Consider the following 21,526-nt stretch of genomic DNA (forward strand, 5'->3'; position numbering starts at 1 on the left):
CGGGTGCTTACTGGTCCAGCCAGGTGGTCTTGAAAGAGGACAGTGACCGCGTGGGGTTGGGCGTGAAGCCTTTCACGTTCTGACGCGCGGCAGAGTAGAGGGTGCCGTGCGCGAGGAAAGCGATGGGCCCACGGCACGCCAGAATCTTCTGCAGCTGCGCGTACGTGCGCAGGCGGTTGGCGCTGCTGCTCGACGTGCGTCCCTGCTCGAGCAGCTTATCGACGGTGGCGTCACTGTACTTGAAGACGTTGGTGGAGCCGCCGGAAATGAGGTGGCGGTACAGGTGTCCGTCCGGATCGACGCTGCCACCGTTCAGGGAGACGAAGGCATCGAAGTTGGAGTTTCGCCAGTTCTGCACGAAATTCCCGAATTCCTGCACGTCGATCTTCGCGTTGAAGCCGGCTTTGGCGAGCTGGGCTTGCAGGACCTGAGCGGTGTCCGCGACGGTTTTGATGGTAGAGAATGTCAGCAGGTCGAAGTTCACGCCGTTGGGGTAGCCGGCGTCACGCAGCAGTTGCCTGGCGCGCGCGGGATTGTAACTGTAGCAGCCGAAGTTGCTCGTGGGCGTGGCGAGGGTATTCAGCGCGGCGGGAATCGGCCCGGCCGGAACGGCGTCACCGAAATACACCGCTTCCACCAGCTCAGGACGGTTGACGGCGTAATTGAGGGCTTCGCGGACCCGCGGATCGTTGAAGGGTTTGCGGGTGGTGTTCATCCCGAGCAGGTTGTACGCGAGGTCCTGGGATTTGAGCAGCTGCACGCTGGGCGTGTTTTTGAGGTTGACGGCCAGACTGGCGTCAATGGTGGGCAGGAAGTGGTACGTGCCGCTTTGCAAGCCGAGCTGACGGGTGGAGGCGTCCGGGACGATGTTGTACTTGAGCGCGTCGAGGTAGGGCTGGTTCTTCACCCAGTAGCTGGGATTCTTCTCCAGCTGCACGTACGTGTCCGGGACCCACTCCTGCAGGCGGAACGGGCCGGTCCCGACGGCTTTGCGTTGCAGATCGCCGCCACCGCTGACGTACTCCTTGTCGACGATGCCGATGGTGGCCACTTCGCTGAGGAACGGGGCGAAGGGTTTGCTGAGGACGAACGTCACTTCGTTCGGACCGCTGGCCCTGATGTCCTTCACCGCGCTGAGGCGGCTGGCGAGCGGCGAGGCGAGTTTGGGGTCCTTGATGCGGTCCATGGTGTAGACCACGTCTTCCGCGGTGAGCGGATTGCCGTTATGAAATTTGACGCCTTGACGCAAGGTGAAGGTGTACGTCAGGCCGTCGTCGCTTTTGATGTGCTTGCTGGCCAGCAGCGGGCGAAGTTTCAGCTTGGCATCGACTTCGAGCAGGCCTTCGTACACTTGCCCGGTGATGGCGAAGGTGGAGAAGGCCGTAGCGAGGTGCGGATCAAGACCCACGGGAGACTGATCGACGGCGAGTTGCAGGGTGCCACCACGATCGACCGGCTGGGCGCAAGCGGCGCCGAGGCCGAGGGTGGCGGACAAAAGTGAAACGGTGAGGTACTTCATCTGTGCCTCCTGTTCTGGGGTGAGGGGGTGTGCTGTGAATGGTTCTTCAAAAGTGTAATGGGATGGATAGTGGTATTCAAGTGGTGTACATTTGGGCTCAAAGATTCAGCACCTCAGTGTGGATTCACCCCAACGCCCCGGAGGGCGCTACCACATGCCCAGCCGCAAACCGGATCCCCAGCTCCGTACCCCGCAGTACATTCAAATCGGCAACCTCCTGCGTGACGCCCTCCAGCGCGGCGAATGGAGCGAAAACGCCGCGCTTCCCTCGGAGCGCCAGCTGGCGCAGAAACTCGGGATTTCCCGCATCACGGTCCGCCGCGCCCTCAGCCTGCTCGAAACTCACGGTGACATCGTACGGAAACGCGGCTTGGGTACCTTCCCCGCCAAGCGCATCGAACAACCCCTCGCCAGCCTGACCGGCTTCAGTGATGACATGCGCGCCCGCGGACTCACGCCCTCCTCCAGATGGGTGCAGCGACAGCTTGGCCGGCCAACTCCGCAGGAAGCCATGGCGCTCGGTCTCGCTCCGGACATCCGCGTCGCCCGCCTCATCCGGGTGCGGTATGCCAATGCTGAACCCGTCGCCGTGGAATGCGCCACCCTCGCCAGCCATCACCTCCCCCCACTCGAAAACCTCGGCGATTCGCTCTACGCCGCCCTGCGGGCCCACGGTGTGCACCCCGTGCGGGCCTTGCAGCGCATCCGCGCGGTCGCCCTGCGGGGCTACGAAGCGTCACTGCTCGGCATGCACGTCGGCGCGCCTGCCCTGTTCACGCAACGCGTCACTTACCTCGCGGACGGCACTCCACTCGAATTCACGACCGCGCATCACCACGGCGACAAGTACGACTTCATCATCGAGATGCAAGGTGTTCGCCCGTGACGCGCGCACCCCGCCTGCTCGGCCTGATGAACGGCACCAGCGTTGACGGCATCGACGCCGTACTGCTCGAACTCCCCGGTTGGCCGGCCGTCGGTGAAGCCGGCTCTCCCGCCGAACTGCACGGACCCGCGCCACGCGCCCGCATCCTCGCGCACCGCTACACGCCCTTTCGGGACGATTTGCGTGACGCCCTGCTGCGTGCCAGCCGCAATAACGCCAACACCAGCGAAATCACCCAACTGCACTTCTGGCTGGGCGAAACACTCGCGGACGCCGCCGCGGAACTCTCACCGGACGCTGATCTGATCGCCAGTCACGGACAGACCATACATCACATCCCGCACCTCGACGAGCAGCACGGCTGGCACACCCGTTCGACCCTGCAGATCGGTGAAGCTTCCCTGATCGCCGAGCGCACCGGGAAACCCGTGCTGTCCGACTTCCGCCCGCCCGACCTGGCGGCCGGCGGGCAAGCCGCGCCTCTCGTGCCATTCGCGGACCGCATTCTGTACGCCGAACACGGCGTGCGACGCGCCATCCACAATCTTGGGGGGATCAGTAACCTGACGTACCTCCCGGGCCTCGACGCGCACGGCGTGCTGGCTTTCGATACCGGACCCGCGAACGCATTGATCGACGAAGCGGCCGAGTTGTTCGAGCGGCGCTACGATGACAGCGGAAAGATGGCCGCCAGTGGTCGCGTGGCCGACACGCTCGTCCAGACCTGGCTGCGCGAACCTTACCTGCAACTCGCTCCGCCCAAAAGCACGGGACGTGAACGCTGGAACCTGCAACGCCTGCCGGGCGTATTTGAGCTCGATGCGCGCGATATCGCCGCGACCGTCACGGCCTTCAGTGCCGCCAGCATCGCCGACGCCTACCACCACTTCGTGCTTCCACGGGGACTCGACGAGATCATCGTCGCGGGCGGCGGGGCGTACAATCCGACCTTGATGGGTCAGCTGCGCGACGCCCTCGCACCCATTCCTGTGCTGACCTTCGAAGAGCGCGGCTGGAACTCCAGCGCGCGCGAAGCCGCTGCCTTCGGGATTCTCGGTTACTACGCCTATCAAGGCTGGCCGAACACCCTACCGCACACCACGGGTGCACGGCACGCCGTGATCGCCGGGAAGCTCTCACGTCCACCCCGCGAACATTCATGACTCCCCGAGCATGCGCTGCACTGAGCGCCTCGGCCGATCGCCTGCCCGGGTCTCCAGGCTGACCTGGCCCGGTCGTCTGTGGGCGCCCTACGCAGGGGCTTTCCGTGCTTCCTGCTGGATTACATGAGGGTGACTGCTGATTTCTTGCGGCCGCACTTCGGCCGGTTCTGCGTGGAGAATCATCGGGAATGCTGGTCGGAATCGAGAGGACGACCAAAGAAGCGGGTCCTGGCTGATGGTCTCCAGCAGCGAGCGGGCGTGAGCATACAGTACGTGTACACCTCGGTTGTCAACGGCCAGACCGTGAATTCCAAGGTCGTGTACGTTCCTGCCGTCGAGGCGGCGCCTACCCCACGGTCAGCATGAACATCGTCGATCATCACGACATTGAAGCGAGCGTGCACGTCGCCGGTGGTACCGCTCCATACACATACCGCTGGGTGTCGTCAAACATGGGTGTCGTGGGTGAGGGGCCGACCGTGCGTTCTTCGTCGGCTCCGAGGAGGACGCGGGTACGCTCGTCGATGAGACATTGAGCGTCGTCGTGACGGACGCGAATGGCCAGCTGGCCCGGGCGCGAAGAGGCTGATCAGCATGCTGAAATTACCGTTGTTCCCGATGGCCGCGGCGACCACGTTGGAACGGCGGGTGACGCTGGCTTGTTGCGGTGTGCGCAGCCGCATGGTGTAAGCCATGATCGCCACGGTGGACACGTACACGCCGAGTAAGTGCAGGCGTGCAGCGCTGGCAGCAGCGACGGTTGTGCCAGGCAGGGTGTCGAGCGCCATGGCGGGGACACGCCACAGGCCGTACATACTGACGCGCGATGGTGTGCTGGTCAATGTGCATGTCGTTCACGAGGATCATGCCGACACCCGCGACCATCACGACCGGCATTACGACGTTGAACCGCGCCTCAAGCACCGCTCGGCACCGCTGGCCGCGGCGCGTTGACGCGTCCGCAAAGTGTTCGGCGAGGTCGATCATGGTGACCGTGGCGGGATCGCACCACGGTACGCGAGGGTCTGGCTTGCGACCGAGTTGGCGAGCCGGGCGGCCTCCAGCAATCCTCGCTGCTGGGTCAGGGCGTACAGGAACGCGCCATTCCAGGCGTCGCCGGCGCCGGTGGTATCGCGCACGTGCGCGGCGGGTACGGCGGGCACGTGGGTGACGCATTCACCTTCGGCAAGGGTGACGCCTTCCTCGCCGCGCTTCACGGCGACGAGCGGCGCACAGTTGAGGTACCGTTCGAGGGTGTCCTCGCCTGGGCTTGCGTTAACCAGGCCGTGATCGGCAGGGTGACTGGGCAGCAGGATGTCGACCAGGGGAAGAAGTGACTGTGCCGCGCGCTGGGCCGCGGCAAGTCCGCCACGCTTCGCCCAGAGGTTCGCTCGGTAGTTCGGGTCGTAGGCCACCTGCACTCCTGCCGCCCTGGCCACACGGGCTGCCTCCATCGTGGTGGCTTCGGCGGTGTCGGAAATGGCTTGGGTGATGCCGGACAGCAGCACGATTCGTGCGCTCTCCAGGTACGTGGGATTGAGGTCTTCAGGGCGCATGGCACTCGCGGCGCTGCCGGTGCGCCGATACGTGAATTCGCGTTCTCCGTCCGCTTGTACGCTGATGAAGTACACTCCGTTTTCACCCGGAACCAACGGGGCGGACCGCACGTCGATTCCTTCAGCCTGCCACGCGCGCAGCAAACCAGGACCAAAGGGGTCCGTGCCGACTCGCGTGACGAGACCCACCTGCGCACCGAGCCGGCTCGCGGTGACGAGACTGTTGAGGACGTCACCCCCGTAAGCGACATTCAGTGTGGGCGTTTCACTCAACGGCTGGTCGGACCACAACTCGACCATGCATTCGCCGACCGCAATCAAGTCGAGCACGTGCCTCCTGCCAATCCCGATTCATGCAGTGCAGCGCGGGTCGCGTGCTCTATCGCGTGGGCGTCGTGAGCGCGGAGGGCTTCGCGAGGGAACAGATTCGACCCAAGACCAACCGCGAGTGCACCAGCGTGGAGGTAACCGGGAACCTCGGTGGGCTTGATGCCTCCAGTGACCAATGCTTTGAGTTGTGGAAGTGGGCCAAGCAGGTCACGCAGGTATTGCGTGCCGCCAGCGGAGCCGGCTGGAAAGATCTTCACGATTGGCGCACCCCAGCGTATGGCGCTCACGATCTCGGTGGGTGTGAGCGTGCCGGGGATGTACATGACTTGAGCTTGCCGGGCGGTAGCGGCGACCTCCGCGTCCAAGTGGGGGCTGACCAGGAATTCCGCGCCGGCTTCGACGGCGTCGTTTGCGTCTTGCGGGGTCATGATGGTGCCAGCACCAATGGAGATGCCTGCAGGCAGCTCGGTGCGCAATGAGCGGATGGCTTCGGCGGCGCCCGGGGTGGTGAAGGTCAGCTCGATGGACGTGAGGCCGCCCCTGACGGCGGCGTGAGCGGCAAGCCTGGCGCTTTGGGCGTCGTCGGCTCGGAGGATTCCGACGACGCGTGCCTTGCGCAGCGTCTCGATCATGCGTTCAGTATTCAAGCTCAACCTCTTTCGGGGAAGCGGGAAATGGGTTCGCTGCGGTCATGCTGCTTTCCGGTGACGTGGGCAAGGGTGCCTTGCACGTTCATGGTTGCACCAATCACTTGCGCTTTCAGGCCGTATCTCGAAGCCACGCCTTGCAGGACGGCGACGACTTGCTGTGCGCATTTGACTTTCAAATCAAACAGGGCCTTTTCGGAGTACCACGCGACGTGCGGCGTGACGACGCAGGTGGTCCGCGTGGTCCGGGGGTGAGCTGGGGAAGCGGCTCCTGCTCGGCCACGTCCAGTCCCGCTGATCGAGCCTTCGTGAAGGGCGGTGAGGCGTGCTTGCGTGTTGAGAATGCCGCCTGAGGCGGTGTTGAGCAGGACCGCTCTGGGTTTCGTTCGCCGCAGCGCGGCCGCGTCGATCAGGGGGTGTTTCCGGCTGGTCAGGAACGTGCAGGGAGATCAAGTCCGCTTCAGCTCGCAACGCTCAGCGTAACCATCTTCACTCCACCAGCACCACGGCTGCCGGGCTCAGCGGATGCATCGTAAGCTATGGCGTGCCAGCCGAGTCCTTGGCCTTTACGGGCGGTGGCTTGACCAAGGTGTCCGTAGCCGACCAGACCGAGGTTTGGCCCGGTGAGCGGTGAAGGCGCTGGGTTTGCTTGAAGTCCCACTGTCCGTCGCGTACGTCCCAGTCGAGCCGTGTCACGCCGCGCGTCAAGTTCAGGAGCAACGCGGTGGCGTGATCGCTGACTTCCTCGACGCTGTAATCCGCGACGTTGCAAACGGTGATGCCAAGCTCAGTGGCGGCGTCCACGTCGGTGGTGTCTACATCAATGCCGGAGCGGGCGACGACGCGCAGGTTGGGCAGGGCTGAGAGGACTCGCCTGGTGAGGAAGCCTTGCGCATCAAAGCAATTGGCGATGACGGCTTCTTCGGGGCGGAACGGGGTCGGGTGGAAGGTCACGCTGGCCGTTTCCACCGCTTGCCGCTCAAGGACAAGTGCGGCATAGTCGCAATCCGTGACGGAGACTTTTCGTGTCATGCGTGTTCGCTCGTTTGGACCGGGTGCCGTCAAGGTGAAATTCTCCCTTCTCAGGTTCAGCCGTGCAGCTGCTGAAGGACCCGGCGGGCACGTTTTTGAAGGAGGGAGTAGTCCGGACGTGACCAGTCTGTGCTGGTGAGGTAACTTCCCAAGCCAACACCAACCACGCCGGCTTTCATAAAGTCCTGCAAGTTGTCCTCGGTGATCGCGCCGACGGCGAGAATCGGGAGGTCCGGGTAAGGCCCAAGGAGGCTCTTCACGTACCCCGCCCCCAGATTCCCAGCGGGGAAAAGCTTGACGACTTCACTGCCCTGGGCGCGGGCTTGCTGGATTTCGGTTGGGGTGGTGGCACCGCTGATCAGGCCGAGCTGGTGCTGGCGGGCGTACGTGTTCACGTCGGGAATCAGGTGCGGGGTGAGGATGTACGTCGCGCCGGCTTGCCGGGCAGCTTCGGCGCGCTCGGGGGTGGTGATGGTCCCAGCGCCGAGGTGCAGGTCGTGGCCGAAGTGCTGTTGGATGGCCTGCAGGGCGGGCACGCCGAATGCGTCGCTGAGGGCCACTTCGAGCAGGCGCACCCCGGCGCCGTGCAGGTGCTCGGCCAGCTTGGGGGCGTGTTGTGGGGGTACGCCGCGGAGAATGGCAATCAATCGGTGTTGCTCAATCAATTCGAGCACGCTTACTCCTTGCGGGACGTGTATTGCTCGTGTAAGTGCAGGGCTCCGGCGATGGCCGCCTGCTGGGTTGTCGTTTCGTCCGCGACGTCGACTTGCTGACCGCGCGCTTGAAGGTAGCGCTGCATGGGAAGGGTCATGGTGGAGCGTCCGTACAGCACCAAGTGCGGCTGGCCCATCAGGAGGGACAGGTCGAGGCTCGCGATCGCGCCCAGCAGGAAGCTGGCGGCGTCCTGAGGGGTGGCCTTGAGGAACTGGTCGGCGAGCCGCACCATAAAGCAAGCCCGGCTGAAGCCATGCTGCACGCTGGCGTTCAGCCCTTGGTGCCACCAGTGGTCATTCACTTCATGGAAGGTGTCCAGGGGTGGCACGCTGCTGCGGAGAATCGTGTGCATGGAGATGGCGGCCAGCAGTTCACCGTTCAGGTTGGTGCGGCTGGCGTGAATTCCTTGATCGTCAGTCCAGACGAGCTTGTGGTGCGAGCCGTAATGCATGAAGGTCACGTTGCCGGAGAGGCTCAGGAGGCGCCTGAGGCCAACCACCTCCGTTTCTTCGCCTCGCATGACATCCGCTTGCGCGAGGTCATCCAAAGACAGTGTGGACGGGAGGGTGCGGACGCCCGGGACGAAGAGCACCTCCCCGAGGTCAGTGAAATGATGAAGCATCAGGCTCGTGGCGAGCGCTTCGTAGGTGAGGGGTGCGTGGAGTTGTGGAACTTCAAGCAGCCCGACGTTGCTGGAGATCATCCCGGACGCGATGATGGTGGTGATCGAGCCGGTACGGCGTGCTTCACTCAGCAATTCAGCGATGGCTGCTCGAAGTTGATGGTTGACTCCAGCGCGCGCGACGTCCGCGGAACCGACTTGGCGTTCGCCGTGCCATACGACGTGATTTTGATCCCACAGGCGGAGCCGCGTTCGGGTGGTTCCGGAATCGAGAAGGGCAATCAAGCAGAACTCCTTTTCAATGGGTGGCAGAGTAAGGCGGCGGCTTGCACTTACCATTCAGCGATGCTGCCGTCCTCGTACCGCCAGATCGGGTTGCGCCACTGATGGCCAACTTGGGCCATTTCACGGACTTTCTCCTCGTTCACTTCAATGCCAAGGCCTGGCCGCTTGAGGCGCTCCACGTACCCACGTTGGTAGTGGAACACGCCGGGGTCGCTGAGGTAGTCCAGCAGGTCGGTGCCCTGGTTGTAGTGAATGCCGAGGCTTTGCTCTTGAATGAACGCGTTTGGCGTGCAGAAATCAACTTGCAGGGACGCGGCAAGCGCGATTGGCCCCAGGGGGCAGTGAATGGCCACCGCGACGTCGTAGGCTTCGGCCATCGCAGCGATCTTGCGGGTCTCGAAGATGCCGCCGGTGTGGGCCACGTCAGGCTGGACGATGTCCACGTACCCTTCTTGCAAGGCGCGTTTGAAATCCCAGCGGGTGTACATCCGTTCACCCGTTGCAATGGGGGTGCTGGTGTGTTGCACGATGTCGCGCAGTGCTTCGAGGTTCTCTGCGAGGACGGGTTCTTCGATGAACATCAAGCCGAACTGGTCGAGTTCCCGCGCGAGGACCTTGGCCATGGCTTTGTGCACACGCCCGTGGAAGTCCACACCAATCGCCACTTCCGGCCCGAACGTTTCTCGCACGAGCGCAACGCGCTCCACGGCTTCCGCGACGCGCGAGGGCGAGTCAATCCAGCCCATGCGCTCGGTGCCGTTCATCTTCACGGCGGTAAAGCCATGGTCGATCAGCCGTTTGGCTTCTTCCACCACGATTCGCGGGTTGTCCCCGCCAATCCAGGCGTACACCCGCATCCGGTCGCGTACGGCACCGCCGAGCAGTTCGTAGACGGGCACGCCGAGGGCTTTGCCTTTGATGTCCCACAAGGCCATTTCGATGCCTGAAATGGCGCTGCTGAGAATAGGCCCACCTCGGTAGAAGCCGCCGCGGTAGAGCGTCTGCCAGAGGTCCTCGATTCGACTCGCGTCTTGTCCGATCAAGTACTCGCTGAGCTCCTCAACGGCAGCTTTCACGGTTCCCGCCCGGCCTTCCACGATGGGTTCACCCCAACCAACCAAACCCTCGTCGGTGGTGATTTTCAAGAAGAGCCAGCGTGGAGGGACGGTAAACAATTCAAGTGCAGTGATTTTCACATGGCCTCCGGGATTGCATCAATGCACGCGGAGTTGCTTGGCGCCATGCGAATTTCTGGCGTCAAGCAACTCTCGGTGGTCTGACGGCTGGTCAGTAAGCGACGGGGGACTCGTCGCGCGCTTGTTCGCCTCGAACGCGTTTCAAGTTGCGCTGCCCGACGAGGAGCATCTGCGTCATCAAGCGTCGCGCTTCGTCCGGTTGGCGAAGGCGGATGGCGTCGAGGACCGCGAGGTGCTCTTGGGTTGACTGCTTGTGGGAGTTGTAGTTGTTGGCAAGGAGAATCTGCTTGGTCAGCGCGACTTCGAATGAGTTCGCGAGCTGGGCGTAGATGACGTTGTGGCTGGCGCGCAGGATGGCGATGTGAAATGCCACGTCGCCTCGCGTGGCTTCTTCAGGCGCCGCCCCGAGGTTGTGCGCCATTCGCAGGAAGGCCGCTTCGATCATCGCGACTTCTGCCGCGGTGGCTCGACGTGCGGCGAGTTCCGCCGCCATTGGCTCGACGACCAGCCGGACGTCCATCAAGTCGTCGATGAAGCGGTACCAGCCGGTCGTCTGGTCGATCCACTCCAAGACGTGAGGGTCAAGGAAATTCCATTGTTCCTGATCGAGGACACGGGTTCCGACGCGCGGGCGGCTTTCGAGCATTCCGCGCGTCGCGAGGACCCGGATGGCTTCACGAACGGCGCTGCGGCTCACGCCGTACTCCTGGCACAGCATCTGCTCGGTGGGGAAGTCCCGGTGAGGCGTGAATTCCCCACCCACGATCCGGCGGGCAAGACGGTCCACCAGTTCCTTGTGCACGCGGGGTTTGGTGAGTGTGGGTGGCGCGCTCATCGTTGGGTGGGTCACCGTCTTTCCCTTGCTGTCAAAACCCTGGGACCATGAGCAACTCATGGTCCCAGGGCGGGCGTTACTTGCGCAGGCCTTCGAGGACCTTCTGGATTTGGTCGATGTTGGTTTGGCCGATGGTTTTGGCTTGCTGCTCGTACACTGGCTTCACGGCGGCGCGCATCTTGGCGATTTCTGCCGGCGCGATCTCGTTGACCTTCATGCCGTGCGATTTCAGGGCGGCGACGGCCTCATCCGTGCGAGTGCGGGACGCTTTGCGCTGAGCGTCACGACCGACGACGGCGCAATCGCTGATGATCTTCTGCTCTTCCTTGGAGAGGCGATCCCACAGCTTCTTGGAGTACATCACCATAAAGGGCGTGTAGATGTGACGACTAAAGGACAGATAGTCCTGCACCTCGTACATCTTGGACGTCTCGATGGTCACCGGCGGGTTCTCCTGACCGTCGATCGCACCGGTTTCGAGGGCCGGGACGACTTCACTGAAGGGCATGGGCACCGGGTTGGTCTTCAGCGCCTTGAACGTTTCCAGGTAGATGGGGTTGGGGATCACGCGGATCTTGAGGCCCGCGAGGTCCTCCATCTTGTTGATAGGACGTTTGGAATTCGTGACGCTGCGGAAGCCGTTCTCCCAGTAGGCAAGGTTGACGAGGCCGAGGCTCGTCATTTTGTTCGAGATGTTGCGGCCGAACGCACCGTCAAGCACTGCGTCAGCTTCCTTCTCGTTGTTGAACAAGAAGGGAAGGTCGAACACGCCGAGGGCTGACTGCATGCCGACGAGCGCGGAACTGGATGGGATGACCATTTCCAGGGTACCGGAACGCAAGGCGTTGGTGGCAGCGACGTCATCACCCAGCGCGGCGCTCCAGAAGCCTTGAATCTTGAGTTTGCCGTCAGAACGGTTGGCGGCGCATTCTGCCATGGCCTTCACGCCCGTCGCGACCGGGTGGGTGTCGTTCACCCCGTTGGACACGCGGATCGTTCGGTTCTGAATTTGCGCGTGGGCGCTGACACTGAGCAGGGCGAGGGTGACGGGGGCGAGGATCGCGAACTTCTTCATACTTTCTCCTTTCGCGAGCGACTGAAGCGGGCGCACCTAACGCCTGCTGGACAGCCACTCAAGAGGGACGAGGACGAGTTGCGGAAACAGGATGAGCAGGACGATCACGAGGGTTTGCGCGACCAGGAAGGGGGTGACGCCTTTGATAACGCTGGTCATGGAGACCTTACCGACCCCACTGACGACGTTCAGTACCACCCCGACGGGCGGCGTGAGGAGTCCGATCGCGTTGGCCATGATGAACAGTACTCCGAAGTAGATGGGGTCGATGCCAACCTGCTTGATGACGGGCATCAAGACGGGCGTGAGGATCAGAACGGTTGGAGTGAAGTCTAGCGCGGTGCCCACCACCAAGACCAACACCAGGATTACGAGCAGCAGCAAGGTGGGGTGTTCGGTGAACGGGGCGAGGACCTTGAGGATCTCAGAGGGAATGTTCGCCTGGGTAATCAGCCACGCGGAGACCACCGCGGCAGCGATCAGGAACATCACCATCGCCGTTGTTTTGGCAGCGGTGAGCAGCACAGCGTACATGTGTCGCGGCTTGAGTTCACGGTACACGAAGGTGCCAATGACAAACGCGTAGACGGCGGCGAGCACGCCGGCCTCAGTGGGCGTCACGATGCCAAAGCGGATGCCGCCGAGAACCGCGATGGGCATCACCAGCGCGAAGAAGCCGTCCAGCAGGGATTTCATGCGCACTTGCATGTTTTGCTTCGGCAGGACGGTCATGGACGTCGTTCGGCGGGACACGATGGCCCAGGCGACCACGAGGGAAACGCCCATCAGCACGCCGGGCACAATTCCAGCCATGAATAGCTTGGTGATGGACAAGTTGGCGGCCACGCCGAACACGATGAACGCGATGGAGGGCGGAATGACGGGCGCGATAATGCCGCCGGCAGAAATCAGGCCTGCCGAGCGTGGCATGTTGTACCCGGCTTCGCGCATCATCGGAATCAGGATGGCCGCGAGGGCCGCGCTGTCGGCCGCGGCGGAACCGGACAGTGACGCCATGATCAATGCCGCGAAAATCGCGACGTATCCGATGCCGCCGTGCAGGTGCCCCACCCACGCCAGCGCGAAGTTGATGATGCGCTTGGAGAGCCCGCCAGCGTTCATCAATTCACCCGCCAGCAGGAAGAACGGGATGGCCAGCAGTTGGAAGCTGTCCGCGCCCAGCACCATGTTCTGCGCGATGATCTGTGTGTCGAACAGCCCCATGTACCACATCAAGGCAATTCCGGTGAGGAGCAGCGCGAACGCGATGGGTACGCCAATGGCCATTGACCCGATCAAAGCGGTGAGGAACACGGCGATGGTCATTCCAGGTGCCCCTTGGCGGTGTGGGTGACGTCCTCGTCCACTCGGCCCGCGAAACGGTCCAGTTCAGCTGCGCTGAGCTTGCCAGTGAGGGCCCGGTACAGCCGCGCGAGGGTGATCAATCCAATGCCGACCGCGCTGAAGTACACGATGCCGTACACCACGCCCATGTTCATTCCGCTGACGGGAGAGGTCGTGGTCGCGTTGATGCCGTGCTGCCGCAAGGTTCCGTCGAACAGCACCCAGGTGGTGAACAGAATCAGCAGGTCGGTGATGATCATAGCAATCCGACGCCCGTTGAGGCTGAATTTGCTGACCAGCATGTCCACCCCGAGGTGTCCGTGTTCGCGGGACACGATGACCGCGCCGATAAAGGTCAGCCAGACGAAGAAGAAGCGTGAGAGTTCCTCGGAGATCAGCAGGCCGGTATTGAATGCATACCGCAGCACGACGTTCGTGAACACCATGCCGACCATGCCAATCAACAGCAGAACGATCAAAAATTCCAGGAAGCGGAACAGCAGTGCTTCGGCCCGCTTCATTCCGTGGGCGCCCCGACTGCTCGCGCTTCGTCAGCCCGATTTGCGGAACAACGTTTTCTCATTCGAGGAGCAGTGCTCGTCATCTTGGCTTCGTCCTCCTTGGCGCGCTCATATGCATCCAGCTATGGGTGGCGGCCGACCAGGGTTAACACGGGGTGCAGCCTTGCACCCGGTGAGATTGTTGATTGCTCGACAATGTAACCGAGGCGGCGAGGCTTGTCAATTATCAGACATTTGGAGCGACTTGTCGGACCACAAGAAGAACACGGCAACCCGGTCGGTCAGCCGCTCGACACCACACCCCTGGCGACGCAAAACCTGGAAAAACCGGCGTGTTCTGGTGCGCCCGTGCCTCCCCTGAGCGCCGTTCTCTTCGACCTCGACGGCACCTTGATGGACACGCCGCCGGCCGTTGCGCGGGTGTTCCGCCAAATCCTCGCTGCCCGCGGCCACCCAGACGTTTCCCCCGCACGGGTCCGCGCCCTGGTGGGCACGCGCCTGCCGAATCTCCTCGCGACGCTCCTGAACGTCGGCGTGGACTCACAGGAAGTCGAGGAAGCCGTGGCTGACTACCGCCGCCTGTACAAACTGCACGTCACGCCCCGCGCCGAGGCGCTCCTGTACCCCAGGGGTGAAAAGCGGCCTGAATGAACTGCGCGGCGCCGCCTTCGCGCTGGCGGTCGCCACAAATAAGGTTCAGACGGTGGCCCTTGCCATGCTCGAAACAGCAGGCATCGCCCACTTCTTTCCGGTAGTGGTTGGATCGGATATGGTGCCGCTGCCCAAACCCCACCCGGCCTTGGGATTCCTCACCGCGGAGTGCCTGCACGCTCAGCCCGTGAATTGTGTAATGATCGGGGATACACCACACGACGTGCAAATGGCACGAGCGGCCGGGAGGCGCTCGGTGGCACTCACGCACGGTACCCACGACCACGAGCGCCTCCAGCCAGTCGAACCCACGATCGTGCTGCAGTCATACGGGGAAACCGTGAAGTGGCTCATCGCACAGGGACGGCAGGGACCGCGCGGAGAAACGTGTGCGCGGTCCCTGCCGTCCCTCTCTATCCGCCAAAGAACGCGGTAATCGAATCAACGTCGTAGACGCACCCACCCCACGTCCCACCACTGGCGTTCTGGAGGGCCGCCCACAGCCGCGTGTCATCCGGCAGGGCCGGGTCGGCCTGCAAATCCAGCCTCGGAGCGCGTGCCGCGAGTACGCGCTCACCCTCCTCCGCACCCCACACGGTTTCGCCGCGTCCCACCAGGTTCACGCTTCCCACCAGGTGGTTCCGGTCAACTTGAATTTCGATCAGGTCCCCGTCGAGGAGTTTCCCCACGGGCCCACCAGCCAACGCCTCCGGGCCCACATGCCCAATGCACGCCCCCGTCGACACGCCCGAGAACCGCGCGTCGGTAATCACCGCCACCTGTTTCCCCCACGGCAGGTACTTGAGCGCGGACGTGATCTGGTAAATCTCCTCCATGCCGGCTCCCATTGGCCCGCGACAGATCAGCACCAGGATGTCACCGGCCTGCACGGCCTGAGGACCTTTCCCTTTGATCGCCTCAATCGCCGCGCGTTCCGTGGTGAACACACGCGCCGGGCCGACCTTGCGGTACACGCCGTCGGCGTCCACGACCGACGCGTCGATCGCGGTGCTCTTGATCACCGAGCCCTGCGGCGCGACGTTTCCAGTGGGGAAGCACACGGTACTCGTCAGGCCCCGCGCGCGCGCGCGGTCTGGCGGGAGGATCACGTTATCAGGATCGACGCCGTCGCGGTCCCACATCAACGCCCGCAAGCGCACCCGCCGCTCAGAATGTTCCCACGCGTCGAGGTTCTCCCCGAGCGTCTTGCCGGTCACCGTCAGGCAACCCTCGTGGAGCAGCCCAAGCCGCCGCAAGTGCAGCATGACTTCCGGAACCCCACCCGCGGTGAAGGCCAGCACAGTCGGGTAGTCGTCCGGCCCGTTTGGCAAGACGTTCACGAGGCGTGGCGTGGCGCGGTTCACCCGCGCCCAGTCGTCCACGCTGGGGCGACGCAACCGAGCGGCATGCGCAATGGCGGGAATGTGCAACAAGAGGTTGGTCGAACCCCCAAACGCCGCGTGTACCGTCATGGCATTCTCGATGGCCTCATCGGTGAGGATGTCCCGGGTGGTAATCCCCCACGAGTCGAGGTCAAGAACCGAGCGTGCGGATCGCTGCGCCATCTCTTTCCAGATGGGTTGCCCGGAAGGCGCGAGCGCCGCGTGAGGAACGGAGAGTCCCAGTGCCTCAGCCACCACCTGCGTGGTGGCCGCCGTACCGAGAAACTGGCAACCTCCACCTGGTGTCGCGCACGCTCGACAGCCTGCCTCAGCCGCTTCCTTCAAAGTGATGAGTCCGTGCGCGTACCGTGCGCCCAGGGTTTGCACCTTACCGGCGTCCTCACCACCATCTGCGGGCAGCGTAACTCCACCAGGAACAATCACGGTTGCGAGGTCGGGGAATGCCGCGAGCGCCATCAGCATCGCGGGCAGCCCCTTGTCGCACGTCGCGACGCCGAGGACGCCGCGCCGGTTCGGCAGGGACCGAATGAGCCGACGCAGGACGAGCGCGGCGTCATTGCGGTACGGCAGTGAGTCCATCATTCCGGTGGTGCCTTGAGTACGGCCATCGCACGGATCGGAGACGTACCCGGCGAAAGGCAGGCCGCCCCGGCTGGCGATTTCCTCGGCGGCAGCCTGCATCAGCAGTCCAACTTCCCAATGGCCCGTGTGATAGCCCAAGGCGATGGGAGTCCCGTCCGGCTGCCGGATCCCACCCTGGGTGGACAGGATCAGGATTTCCCGCCGGTTCAGTTGCGCGGGATTCCAGCCCATCCCGGCATTCTGGCTGAGGGCGAACACGTCGCCGCTCGGACGGCTGAGCAGCATTTCCGGCGTGAACGGCAGGTTTCCGGCGGGCCCGGCTGCTTTGGTCTGCACGTTCAGGAGGTCGTCAGGGTGTGGTGTGTCGTCCATCATATTCAGCCTCCTTGTCCTTCCCAGAGCGCGGCGGGCGTGCTTCGCCAGGCGTGATCACTTCGCCAGCACAAGCCGGAACGAGTTGGTCACATTGCTGCGCCCTGCGCTGGGCGCAGCGCGTCACGCGTCCACTCGTCATCCACCAAGCGCCAGATGCCCAGCAGGTTGGCATCCTGAAGTTCGGGTGGAAGGCGGTGATCGCGAACGTTGTCGAAGCTGTACAGCGCCGCGAAGCGCGTGATGGCGGCAGGCAGGCCGACGCTGGTGAAACCGGGATGGGAAGTGGCGGGGTAAGGGCCACCGTGGTTCATGGCAGAACTTACCGCGACACCGGTGGGCATCTTGTCGTTCAGGAGTCGCCCGACCTTCCGGCGCACTTTCGGCGCGACTTGCGCGTATAGTGGTTCGTCCCCGTCGCCGCTGTAGATCGTTCCAGTAAGGTTTCCTTCGAGGACTTCCGCTGCGCGCCACAATTCCTGTTCATCGCGGGCAAGGACGAGCAGGCTGGTCGGGCCGAACAGTTCGGTTTGGAGTTCCTCCGGGGCTTTGAGGAACGCCGCGCCGGAGACGCTCAGAAGCGTATTTTCGAAGCGGAAGCCTGGCTCAATGGATTTCCCGCCCGTGACGACGCGCGCGCCAGCGGCGGTGAGGTGCGCGACGCCGCGTTCGAGTTGCCGTGGGGCTTCGCGGGTAAGCAGCACGCCGGCAGGAGCGGCTTCGAAGCGTTGCGTGGCTTCCCGCATGAACGCCTGCGCTTCCGGGCCGTCGATCATGATGACCAGCCCGGGGTTGGTGCAAAACTGTCCGGTCCCGACGGTGCACGAAGTGAAGAACTCGTCAGCGATGCCTTCGGCGCGCGCCTTGAGGGCGCCTGGCAACACGAAGACCGGATTCACGCTGGACATCTCTGCGTAGAACGGTTTCCCGGCTTTGTCGGCGGCGGCCTTGAGTGCCAGCCCACCACCGCGCGACCCGGTGAATCCAATCGCGGCCACCCGACGATCCGAGACCAGCTGGACACCCAGTTCGTTGGGTAGGTGGTACAGCATCTGCACGGCCGCAGCGGGAAACCCGGTTTGCACGGCAGCCTGCAAGGCATGCCCTGCCAGCAGGCGTGAGGTGGTCGGGTGAGCCGGGTGGGCTTTGGCAATCACGGGATTTCCGGCGGCGATCGCTGCGGCGAAGTCACCTCCTGCCACGCCGTTAAACGCAAACGGGAAATTGTTCGGTCCGAACACGACGACCACACCGTGCAGTGGGCCGAACATGGCACGCAGGTTGTGTTGTGTGTCAATGGTGGGTCGCGTCCACGTGCGTTCGCGCACCGCGCGCGCCGCGCGTCTCAGCTGGTTCACGGTGCGGGGAATCTCGGTGTTCATGTAACGCCCCTTGGCTGGCAGCCCGGTTTCCAGTTCGGCCACCTCCGCCAAGTCTTCGCGGTACTGCTCAATCCGCTCCGCATACCGTTCGAGGAACGCAGCGCGCGTCTCCGCCGGCAGGCTCCGAAGCAACTCCGCGGCTTCCCAGGAAGCCTGCAGGGCCGCTTCGACATCCTCCACTTCGGAGACGGGATACGTGTCAGAGAGATTCTCGCCGGTGGTGGGGTTGCTGGCAGTGAAGCTGGCTGAGGGTCGAGTCGCGTCGCGCCAGGCACCATTGATCAGGACGGGTTGCAGTTGCTCAGTCACGTTAAACCTCCATGACAGGGTTTTGGAGCACGCCGATGTGCTCAATCTCGATTCCGACCACGTCACCCGCGGCCAGGGTGAACGCCTCAGGAGGCACGATTCCGGTGCCAGTCAGGAGCACCGCGCCATGCGCGAAGCGTTGTGAACGCCATAAGTACGACGCGAGTTCCTCGATGGAACGGTTGAGCTGCCCTGTACTGGTCTCACCGGTGAAGACGTCCTGCCCGGCGCGCTCAATGCTCATGCGGATTGTAAGGCGCGTGACGTCTGGCACTTCGTCGGTGGTGACCAGGTGCGGACCGAGCGCGAGGCAACGGTCGTACACTTTCGCTTGGGGCAGGTACAGTGGATTCTCGCCTTCAATGTCACGGCTGGACATGTCGTTGCCAATCGTGAACGCAACGATCTCACCGCGGGCGTTCAGGATCAGGGCAAGTTCCGGCTCAGGGACGTTCCAGCGGGAATCACGGCGAATGCCCACGGGCGTGCCGGGTGCTGCGGTGCGTGACGCCGTTGCCTTGAAGAACAACTCGGGGCGTTGCGCGTCGTACACGCGGTCATATACGTCCGCGCCACGGGACTCGACCTTGCGGGCCTCGCGGCTGCGGCGGTACGTCACCCCGGACGCCCAAACCTCCTGACTGTCGATCGGTGCGAGCTGGGGTCCACGGACCTCCTCCGGCGTCACCTCCGGCAGGCCCCCCCCACTGAGCCAGCCGTCCAAGGTGCCTTGCAGAGCCAGATAGCGGCCGTCCCGTTCTGCCGCCCAGCACGGCGTGCCGTTCATTTCGATTTTGACGAGTTTCATTTCGCCTCCTTACCTGCCGCTGCAGTGACCCACAACTTGTTGGAGTCATTCATCGGGGAAGATCTTGCCGGGGTTGAGGATGCCTTGGGGGTCGAGGAGCTGCTTGATGGACCGCATGACGTCGAGCGCTTCGCCGTGTTCCGCACGCATGTACTTGCGCTTGTTCAACCCGACCGCGTGCTCCCCCGTGCAGGTTCCGCCGACCCCATGGGCGTACGCGACCATGCCCTTGAGCACCTCCTGCGTGCGGGCCCAAGCGGCCGTGTCATCGCCGGGCGCGTGAAGCGAGACGTGGTAGTTGCCATCCCCGACGTGACCGAGAATAGGCCCGTGAATGTCGTGTGCATCCAACAACCGCTGAGTTTCTCGAATGGCGCCGGGGAGTTCCGCAATGGGAACGCACACGTCGGTGCTTTGAATCCGGTGACCTGGGAACAAGGCGCGAATCGCGTAATACGCATGATGCCTGGCCGTCCACAAGGCGAGCCGCTCACCTTCCGTCGTGGCCCGTTCAAAGCCGTACCCGTCGGTTTCACCGCACAGGTCCATCACGAGATTCAGCTGGGTTTGAAGATCCGTCTCGTCGCGTCCTGAGAGTTCAATCCACAAGGTGGGCGTTTCGTCGTAACGGGTGTTCTTGTACGCATTCACTGCTTGGACGGTGTTGGCGTCCACCAACTCCAGGCGTTCCGGGCGCACTCCAGCGCCCATCACGAGCACTGCCGCTTGCACTGCGGATTCGACCGTCGGAAAACTCGCACGAAGGCTCGCGAGCGTGGCAGGAAGTGGGTGTAGTTTTACGGTGAGTTGCGTGATGACGCCCAGGGTTCCTTCCGAACCCACGAAGAGATTCTTCAAGTCGTACCCAGCGGAGGACTTTCGTGCACGACTGCCAACTCGAATGACTCGACCATCGGTCAGGGCGACACGCATTTCCAGGACGTTGTCCCGCATCGTGCCGTACCGGACCGCGCCAGTGCCACTGGCACCAGTAGCGGCCATCCCACCCAGCGAAGCTTCCGCCCCCGGGTCGACCGCGAAGAACAGACCATGGGGTCGCGCCAGGCGAGACAGTTCCGGATACAGCACGCCGGGCTCGACCGTTGCGCTGAAGTTGTCAGGGTCAAGGCGCAGCACCCGGTTCATCCTGGTCACGTCCAAGCTGATGCCCCCACGTACGGGGAGTGCGTTGCCTTCCAGGCCGCTTCCTGCCGCCCAAGGTGTCACCGGGACGCCATGCCGAGCGGCAAAGGCAAGGGTATCCACAACGTCCTGTTCGTTCTCTGCGAACACCACAGCGTGAGGCGGGTAGTGCTGAAGCGAGCCGCCCTCGTCGTATCCGTGGGCGTTCAAGTCTCCAGGAGCGCGGCTCAGCTTCGCACCGAGACGTGAATGCAGTTCAGCGAAAGCGTCATCAGTGGGGACCGTTGTCATTGTTTCACCTCGTCAGCGTCGTTGTGGAGGGTCGTGTGCAAGGAAGGCACGCCCGGGAGTGACTGGCCTGAAATGGCCAGGGAATCCTGGAGAGCGTCCTCCGAGCGAACGTGGTGTGGGCTTGGTTGGCGCGGCTCACGCTTGCCTGATTTCTTTGCGGATACCGTCATCAAATCCTTGGCGGCCTGGTCGAGGTGCCCGTGCATGGCTTCGGTTGCGGCCGACCGATCGTGGCGCTCCAAAGCCCGGAAGATGTTCCAGTGCAGAACCTGGGCGCGGTGCGCTGATCCGGGGAGAGCGACCGTGTCCCGCAGCGCCTCTTCGAGGAGGGCGCGTACGGGTTCGATGAGTGCGGCCAGGACGCGGTTTTGGGCGGCGCGGATGATCATCAAGTGAAACTCCGCGTCGGCGGCGTGGTACGCGTCTACGTCACCGGTAACGGTATCCATCCGGCGAAGGTGCATGCTGAGCAGGCTCAGTTCCCCGTCACTGATTCGCGTTGCGGCGAGAGCGACAATTTGCACTTCGAAGATTCCACGCGCCTCAAGTAGCTCACCATAGAGTCTGCTGGTGTCGCCGTCTTGCTGCTTGAACCGGAGGACCATTGGGTCGAGCACGTTCCACGCGGATTCTGGGCGGACCGTTGTGCCGCGTCCCTGCCGAACGTCCAAAAGCCCTTTTGTGACAAGCACTTTCACGGTTTCGCGGATGACGATGCGACTCACGCCGAACTCTGCCGCGAGTTGTATTTCCGACGGAAGCAGGGTTCCAGGTGGGAGCTGCCCGCTTGCGATTCGCCCGGTGAGTTCCTCCACCAACCGCTCGTGGTGCGGTCGGGGCTTGGCAGGCTGTGGAGTCAC

General features: G+C 63.3%; 22 protein-coding genes and 1 pseudogene. 4 read left to right on the forward strand and 19 right to left on the reverse strand.

Annotation, left to right across the window (positions count from 1 at the left end; genetic code table 11):
- Positions 1 to 7: 7 nt before the first annotated feature.
- Positions 8 to 1,519: an ABC transporter substrate-binding protein gene (locus DEIPE_RS19975; RefSeq protein ID WP_015231369.1), complete on the reverse strand. Its 1,512-nt coding sequence runs from the start codon at positions 1,517 to 1,519 to the stop codon at positions 8 to 10.
- 154 nt (positions 1,520 to 1,673) lie between these two features.
- Here DEIPE_RS19975 and DEIPE_RS19980 point away from each other — a divergent pair, with 154 nt between their 5' ends.
- Together DEIPE_RS19980 and DEIPE_RS19985 are read left to right on the forward strand one after the other, a co-directional pair.
- Positions 1,674 to 2,405 (forward strand): GntR family transcriptional regulator, encoded by a 732-nt coding sequence (locus DEIPE_RS19980; protein ID WP_015231370.1) that lies wholly within the window; start codon positions 1,674 to 1,676, stop codon positions 2,403 to 2,405.
- Positions 2,402 to 3,568 (forward strand): anhydro-N-acetylmuramic acid kinase, encoded by a 1,167-nt coding sequence (locus DEIPE_RS19985; protein ID WP_015231371.1) that lies wholly within the window; start codon positions 2,402 to 2,404, stop codon positions 3,566 to 3,568. Before DEIPE_RS19980 ends, DEIPE_RS19985 begins: the two co-directional genes overlap by 4 nt.
- Positions 3,569 to 4,014: 446 nt before the next feature.
- Here DEIPE_RS19985 and DEIPE_RS24220 read toward each other — a convergent pair whose 3' ends face one another.
- The 13 genes and pseudogenes from DEIPE_RS24220 to DEIPE_RS20035 form a co-directional block, all read right to left on the reverse strand.
- Complete coding sequence (locus DEIPE_RS24220) at positions 4,015 to 4,383, reverse strand: hypothetical protein (RefSeq protein WP_157449103.1); 369 nt, start codon at positions 4,381 to 4,383, stop codon at positions 4,015 to 4,017.
- A gap of 168 nt (positions 4,384 to 4,551) precedes the next feature.
- A complete protein-coding gene (locus DEIPE_RS19990) occupies positions 4,552 to 5,454 on the reverse strand; it encodes a sugar kinase (protein ID WP_015231372.1) in 903 nt (300 codons plus the stop codon).
- Entirely contained in the window at positions 5,442 to 6,086 is a 645-nt protein-coding gene (locus tag DEIPE_RS19995; protein ID WP_015231373.1) for a bifunctional 4-hydroxy-2-oxoglutarate aldolase/2-dehydro-3-deoxy-phosphogluconate aldolase, read from the reverse strand. The genes DEIPE_RS19990 and DEIPE_RS19995 overlap by 13 nt, the downstream gene beginning before the upstream one ends.
- 17 nt (positions 6,087 to 6,103) lie before the next feature.
- On the reverse strand, positions 6,104 to 6,535 hold the full coding sequence (locus tag DEIPE_RS25635) for an NAD(P)-dependent oxidoreductase (RefSeq protein WP_083865936.1): 432 nt from the start codon (positions 6,533 to 6,535) through the stop codon (positions 6,104 to 6,106).
- 26 nt (positions 6,536 to 6,561) lie between these two features.
- Positions 6,562 to 6,762 (reverse strand): NAD(P)-dependent oxidoreductase, encoded by a 201-nt coding sequence (locus DEIPE_RS25640; RefSeq protein WP_157449104.1) that lies wholly within the window; start codon positions 6,760 to 6,762, stop codon positions 6,562 to 6,564.
- A 41-nt stretch (positions 6,763 to 6,803) separates the two neighbouring features.
- Positions 6,804 to 7,133 (reverse strand): annotated as a pseudogene (locus tag DEIPE_RS22665) (hypothetical protein); the annotation flags it as partial.
- A 56-nt stretch (positions 7,134 to 7,189) separates the two neighbouring features.
- Complete coding sequence (locus DEIPE_RS20005; protein WP_015231374.1) at positions 7,190 to 7,807, reverse strand: bifunctional 4-hydroxy-2-oxoglutarate aldolase/2-dehydro-3-deoxy-phosphogluconate aldolase; 618 nt, start codon at positions 7,805 to 7,807, stop codon at positions 7,190 to 7,192.
- 2 nt (positions 7,808 to 7,809) lie between these two features.
- Positions 7,810 to 8,754, reverse strand: a complete 945-nt coding sequence (locus DEIPE_RS20010) for a 2-dehydro-3-deoxygalactonokinase (protein ID WP_015231375.1) — start codon at positions 8,752 to 8,754, stop codon at positions 7,810 to 7,812.
- A 47-nt stretch (positions 8,755 to 8,801) separates the two neighbouring features.
- Positions 8,802 to 9,950, reverse strand: a complete 1,149-nt coding sequence (dgoD, locus tag DEIPE_RS20015) for a galactonate dehydratase (protein WP_015231376.1) — start codon at positions 9,948 to 9,950, stop codon at positions 8,802 to 8,804.
- Between the two features lie 91 nt (positions 9,951 to 10,041).
- Positions 10,042 to 10,800, reverse strand: a complete 759-nt coding sequence (locus DEIPE_RS20020) for a FadR/GntR family transcriptional regulator (protein ID WP_169316628.1) — start codon at positions 10,798 to 10,800, stop codon at positions 10,042 to 10,044.
- A 61-nt stretch (positions 10,801 to 10,861) separates the two neighbouring features.
- On the reverse strand, positions 10,862 to 11,860 hold the full coding sequence (locus DEIPE_RS20025) for a TRAP transporter substrate-binding protein (protein WP_015231378.1): 999 nt from the start codon (positions 11,858 to 11,860) through the stop codon (positions 10,862 to 10,864).
- 36 nt (positions 11,861 to 11,896) lie between these two features.
- Positions 11,897 to 13,186 carry a TRAP transporter large permease gene (locus tag DEIPE_RS20030; RefSeq protein ID WP_015231379.1) on the reverse strand — a complete coding sequence of 430 codons (1,290 nt, stop codon included), beginning with the start codon at positions 13,184 to 13,186 and terminating at the stop codon, positions 11,897 to 11,899.
- Positions 13,183 to 13,725 carry a TRAP transporter small permease gene (locus tag DEIPE_RS20035; RefSeq protein WP_015231380.1) on the reverse strand — a complete coding sequence of 181 codons (543 nt, stop codon included), beginning with the start codon at positions 13,723 to 13,725 and terminating at the stop codon, positions 13,183 to 13,185. Before DEIPE_RS20035 ends, DEIPE_RS20030 begins: the two co-directional genes overlap by 4 nt.
- 234 nt (positions 13,726 to 13,959) lie before the next feature.
- Between DEIPE_RS20035 and DEIPE_RS22670 the strand changes: the two genes are divergently transcribed.
- Both DEIPE_RS22670 and DEIPE_RS25645 read left to right on the forward strand, forming a co-directional pair.
- Positions 13,960 to 14,376 carry an HAD family hydrolase gene (locus DEIPE_RS22670; RefSeq protein ID WP_052326847.1) on the forward strand — a complete coding sequence of 139 codons (417 nt, stop codon included), beginning with the start codon at positions 13,960 to 13,962 and terminating at the stop codon, positions 14,374 to 14,376.
- Entirely contained in the window at positions 14,357 to 14,812 is a 456-nt protein-coding gene (locus tag DEIPE_RS25645) for an HAD family hydrolase (protein ID WP_052326848.1), read from the forward strand. The genes DEIPE_RS22670 and DEIPE_RS25645 overlap by 20 nt, the downstream gene beginning before the upstream one ends.
- Here DEIPE_RS25645 and DEIPE_RS20045 read toward each other — a convergent pair.
- The 5 genes from DEIPE_RS20045 to DEIPE_RS22680 all read right to left on the reverse strand — a co-directional run bounded on the left by DEIPE_RS20045 (position 14,790) and on the right by DEIPE_RS22680 (position 21,526).
- Entirely contained in the window at positions 14,790 to 16,733 is a 1,944-nt protein-coding gene (locus DEIPE_RS20045; RefSeq protein WP_015231381.1) for a YjhG/YagF family D-xylonate dehydratase, read from the reverse strand. The genes DEIPE_RS25645 and DEIPE_RS20045 overlap by 23 nt on opposite strands.
- A gap of 89 nt (positions 16,734 to 16,822) precedes the next feature.
- Positions 16,823 to 18,424: an aldehyde dehydrogenase (NADP(+)) gene (locus DEIPE_RS20050; protein ID WP_015231382.1), complete on the reverse strand. Its 1,602-nt coding sequence runs from the start codon at positions 18,422 to 18,424 to the stop codon at positions 16,823 to 16,825.
- A 1-nt stretch (position 18,425) separates the two neighbouring features.
- Positions 18,426 to 19,232, reverse strand: a complete 807-nt coding sequence (locus DEIPE_RS20055) for a fumarylacetoacetate hydrolase family protein (RefSeq protein WP_015231383.1) — start codon at positions 19,230 to 19,232, stop codon at positions 18,426 to 18,428.
- A 45-nt stretch (positions 19,233 to 19,277) separates the two neighbouring features.
- Positions 19,278 to 20,666 (reverse strand): FAD-binding oxidoreductase, encoded by a 1,389-nt coding sequence (locus tag DEIPE_RS20060; RefSeq protein WP_015231384.1) that lies wholly within the window; start codon positions 20,664 to 20,666, stop codon positions 19,278 to 19,280.
- The gene (locus DEIPE_RS22680; RefSeq protein ID WP_015231385.1) at positions 20,663 to 21,526 is read right to left on the reverse strand and encodes a FadR/GntR family transcriptional regulator; all 864 of its coding nucleotides are present in this window, start codon (positions 21,524 to 21,526) and stop codon (positions 20,663 to 20,665) included. The genes DEIPE_RS20060 and DEIPE_RS22680 overlap by 4 nt, the downstream gene beginning before the upstream one ends.

This window comes from Deinococcus peraridilitoris DSM 19664 (genome assembly GCF_000317835.1).
Lineage (GTDB): Bacteria > Deinococcota > Deinococci > Deinococcales > Deinococcaceae > Deinococcus_A > Deinococcus_A peraridilitoris.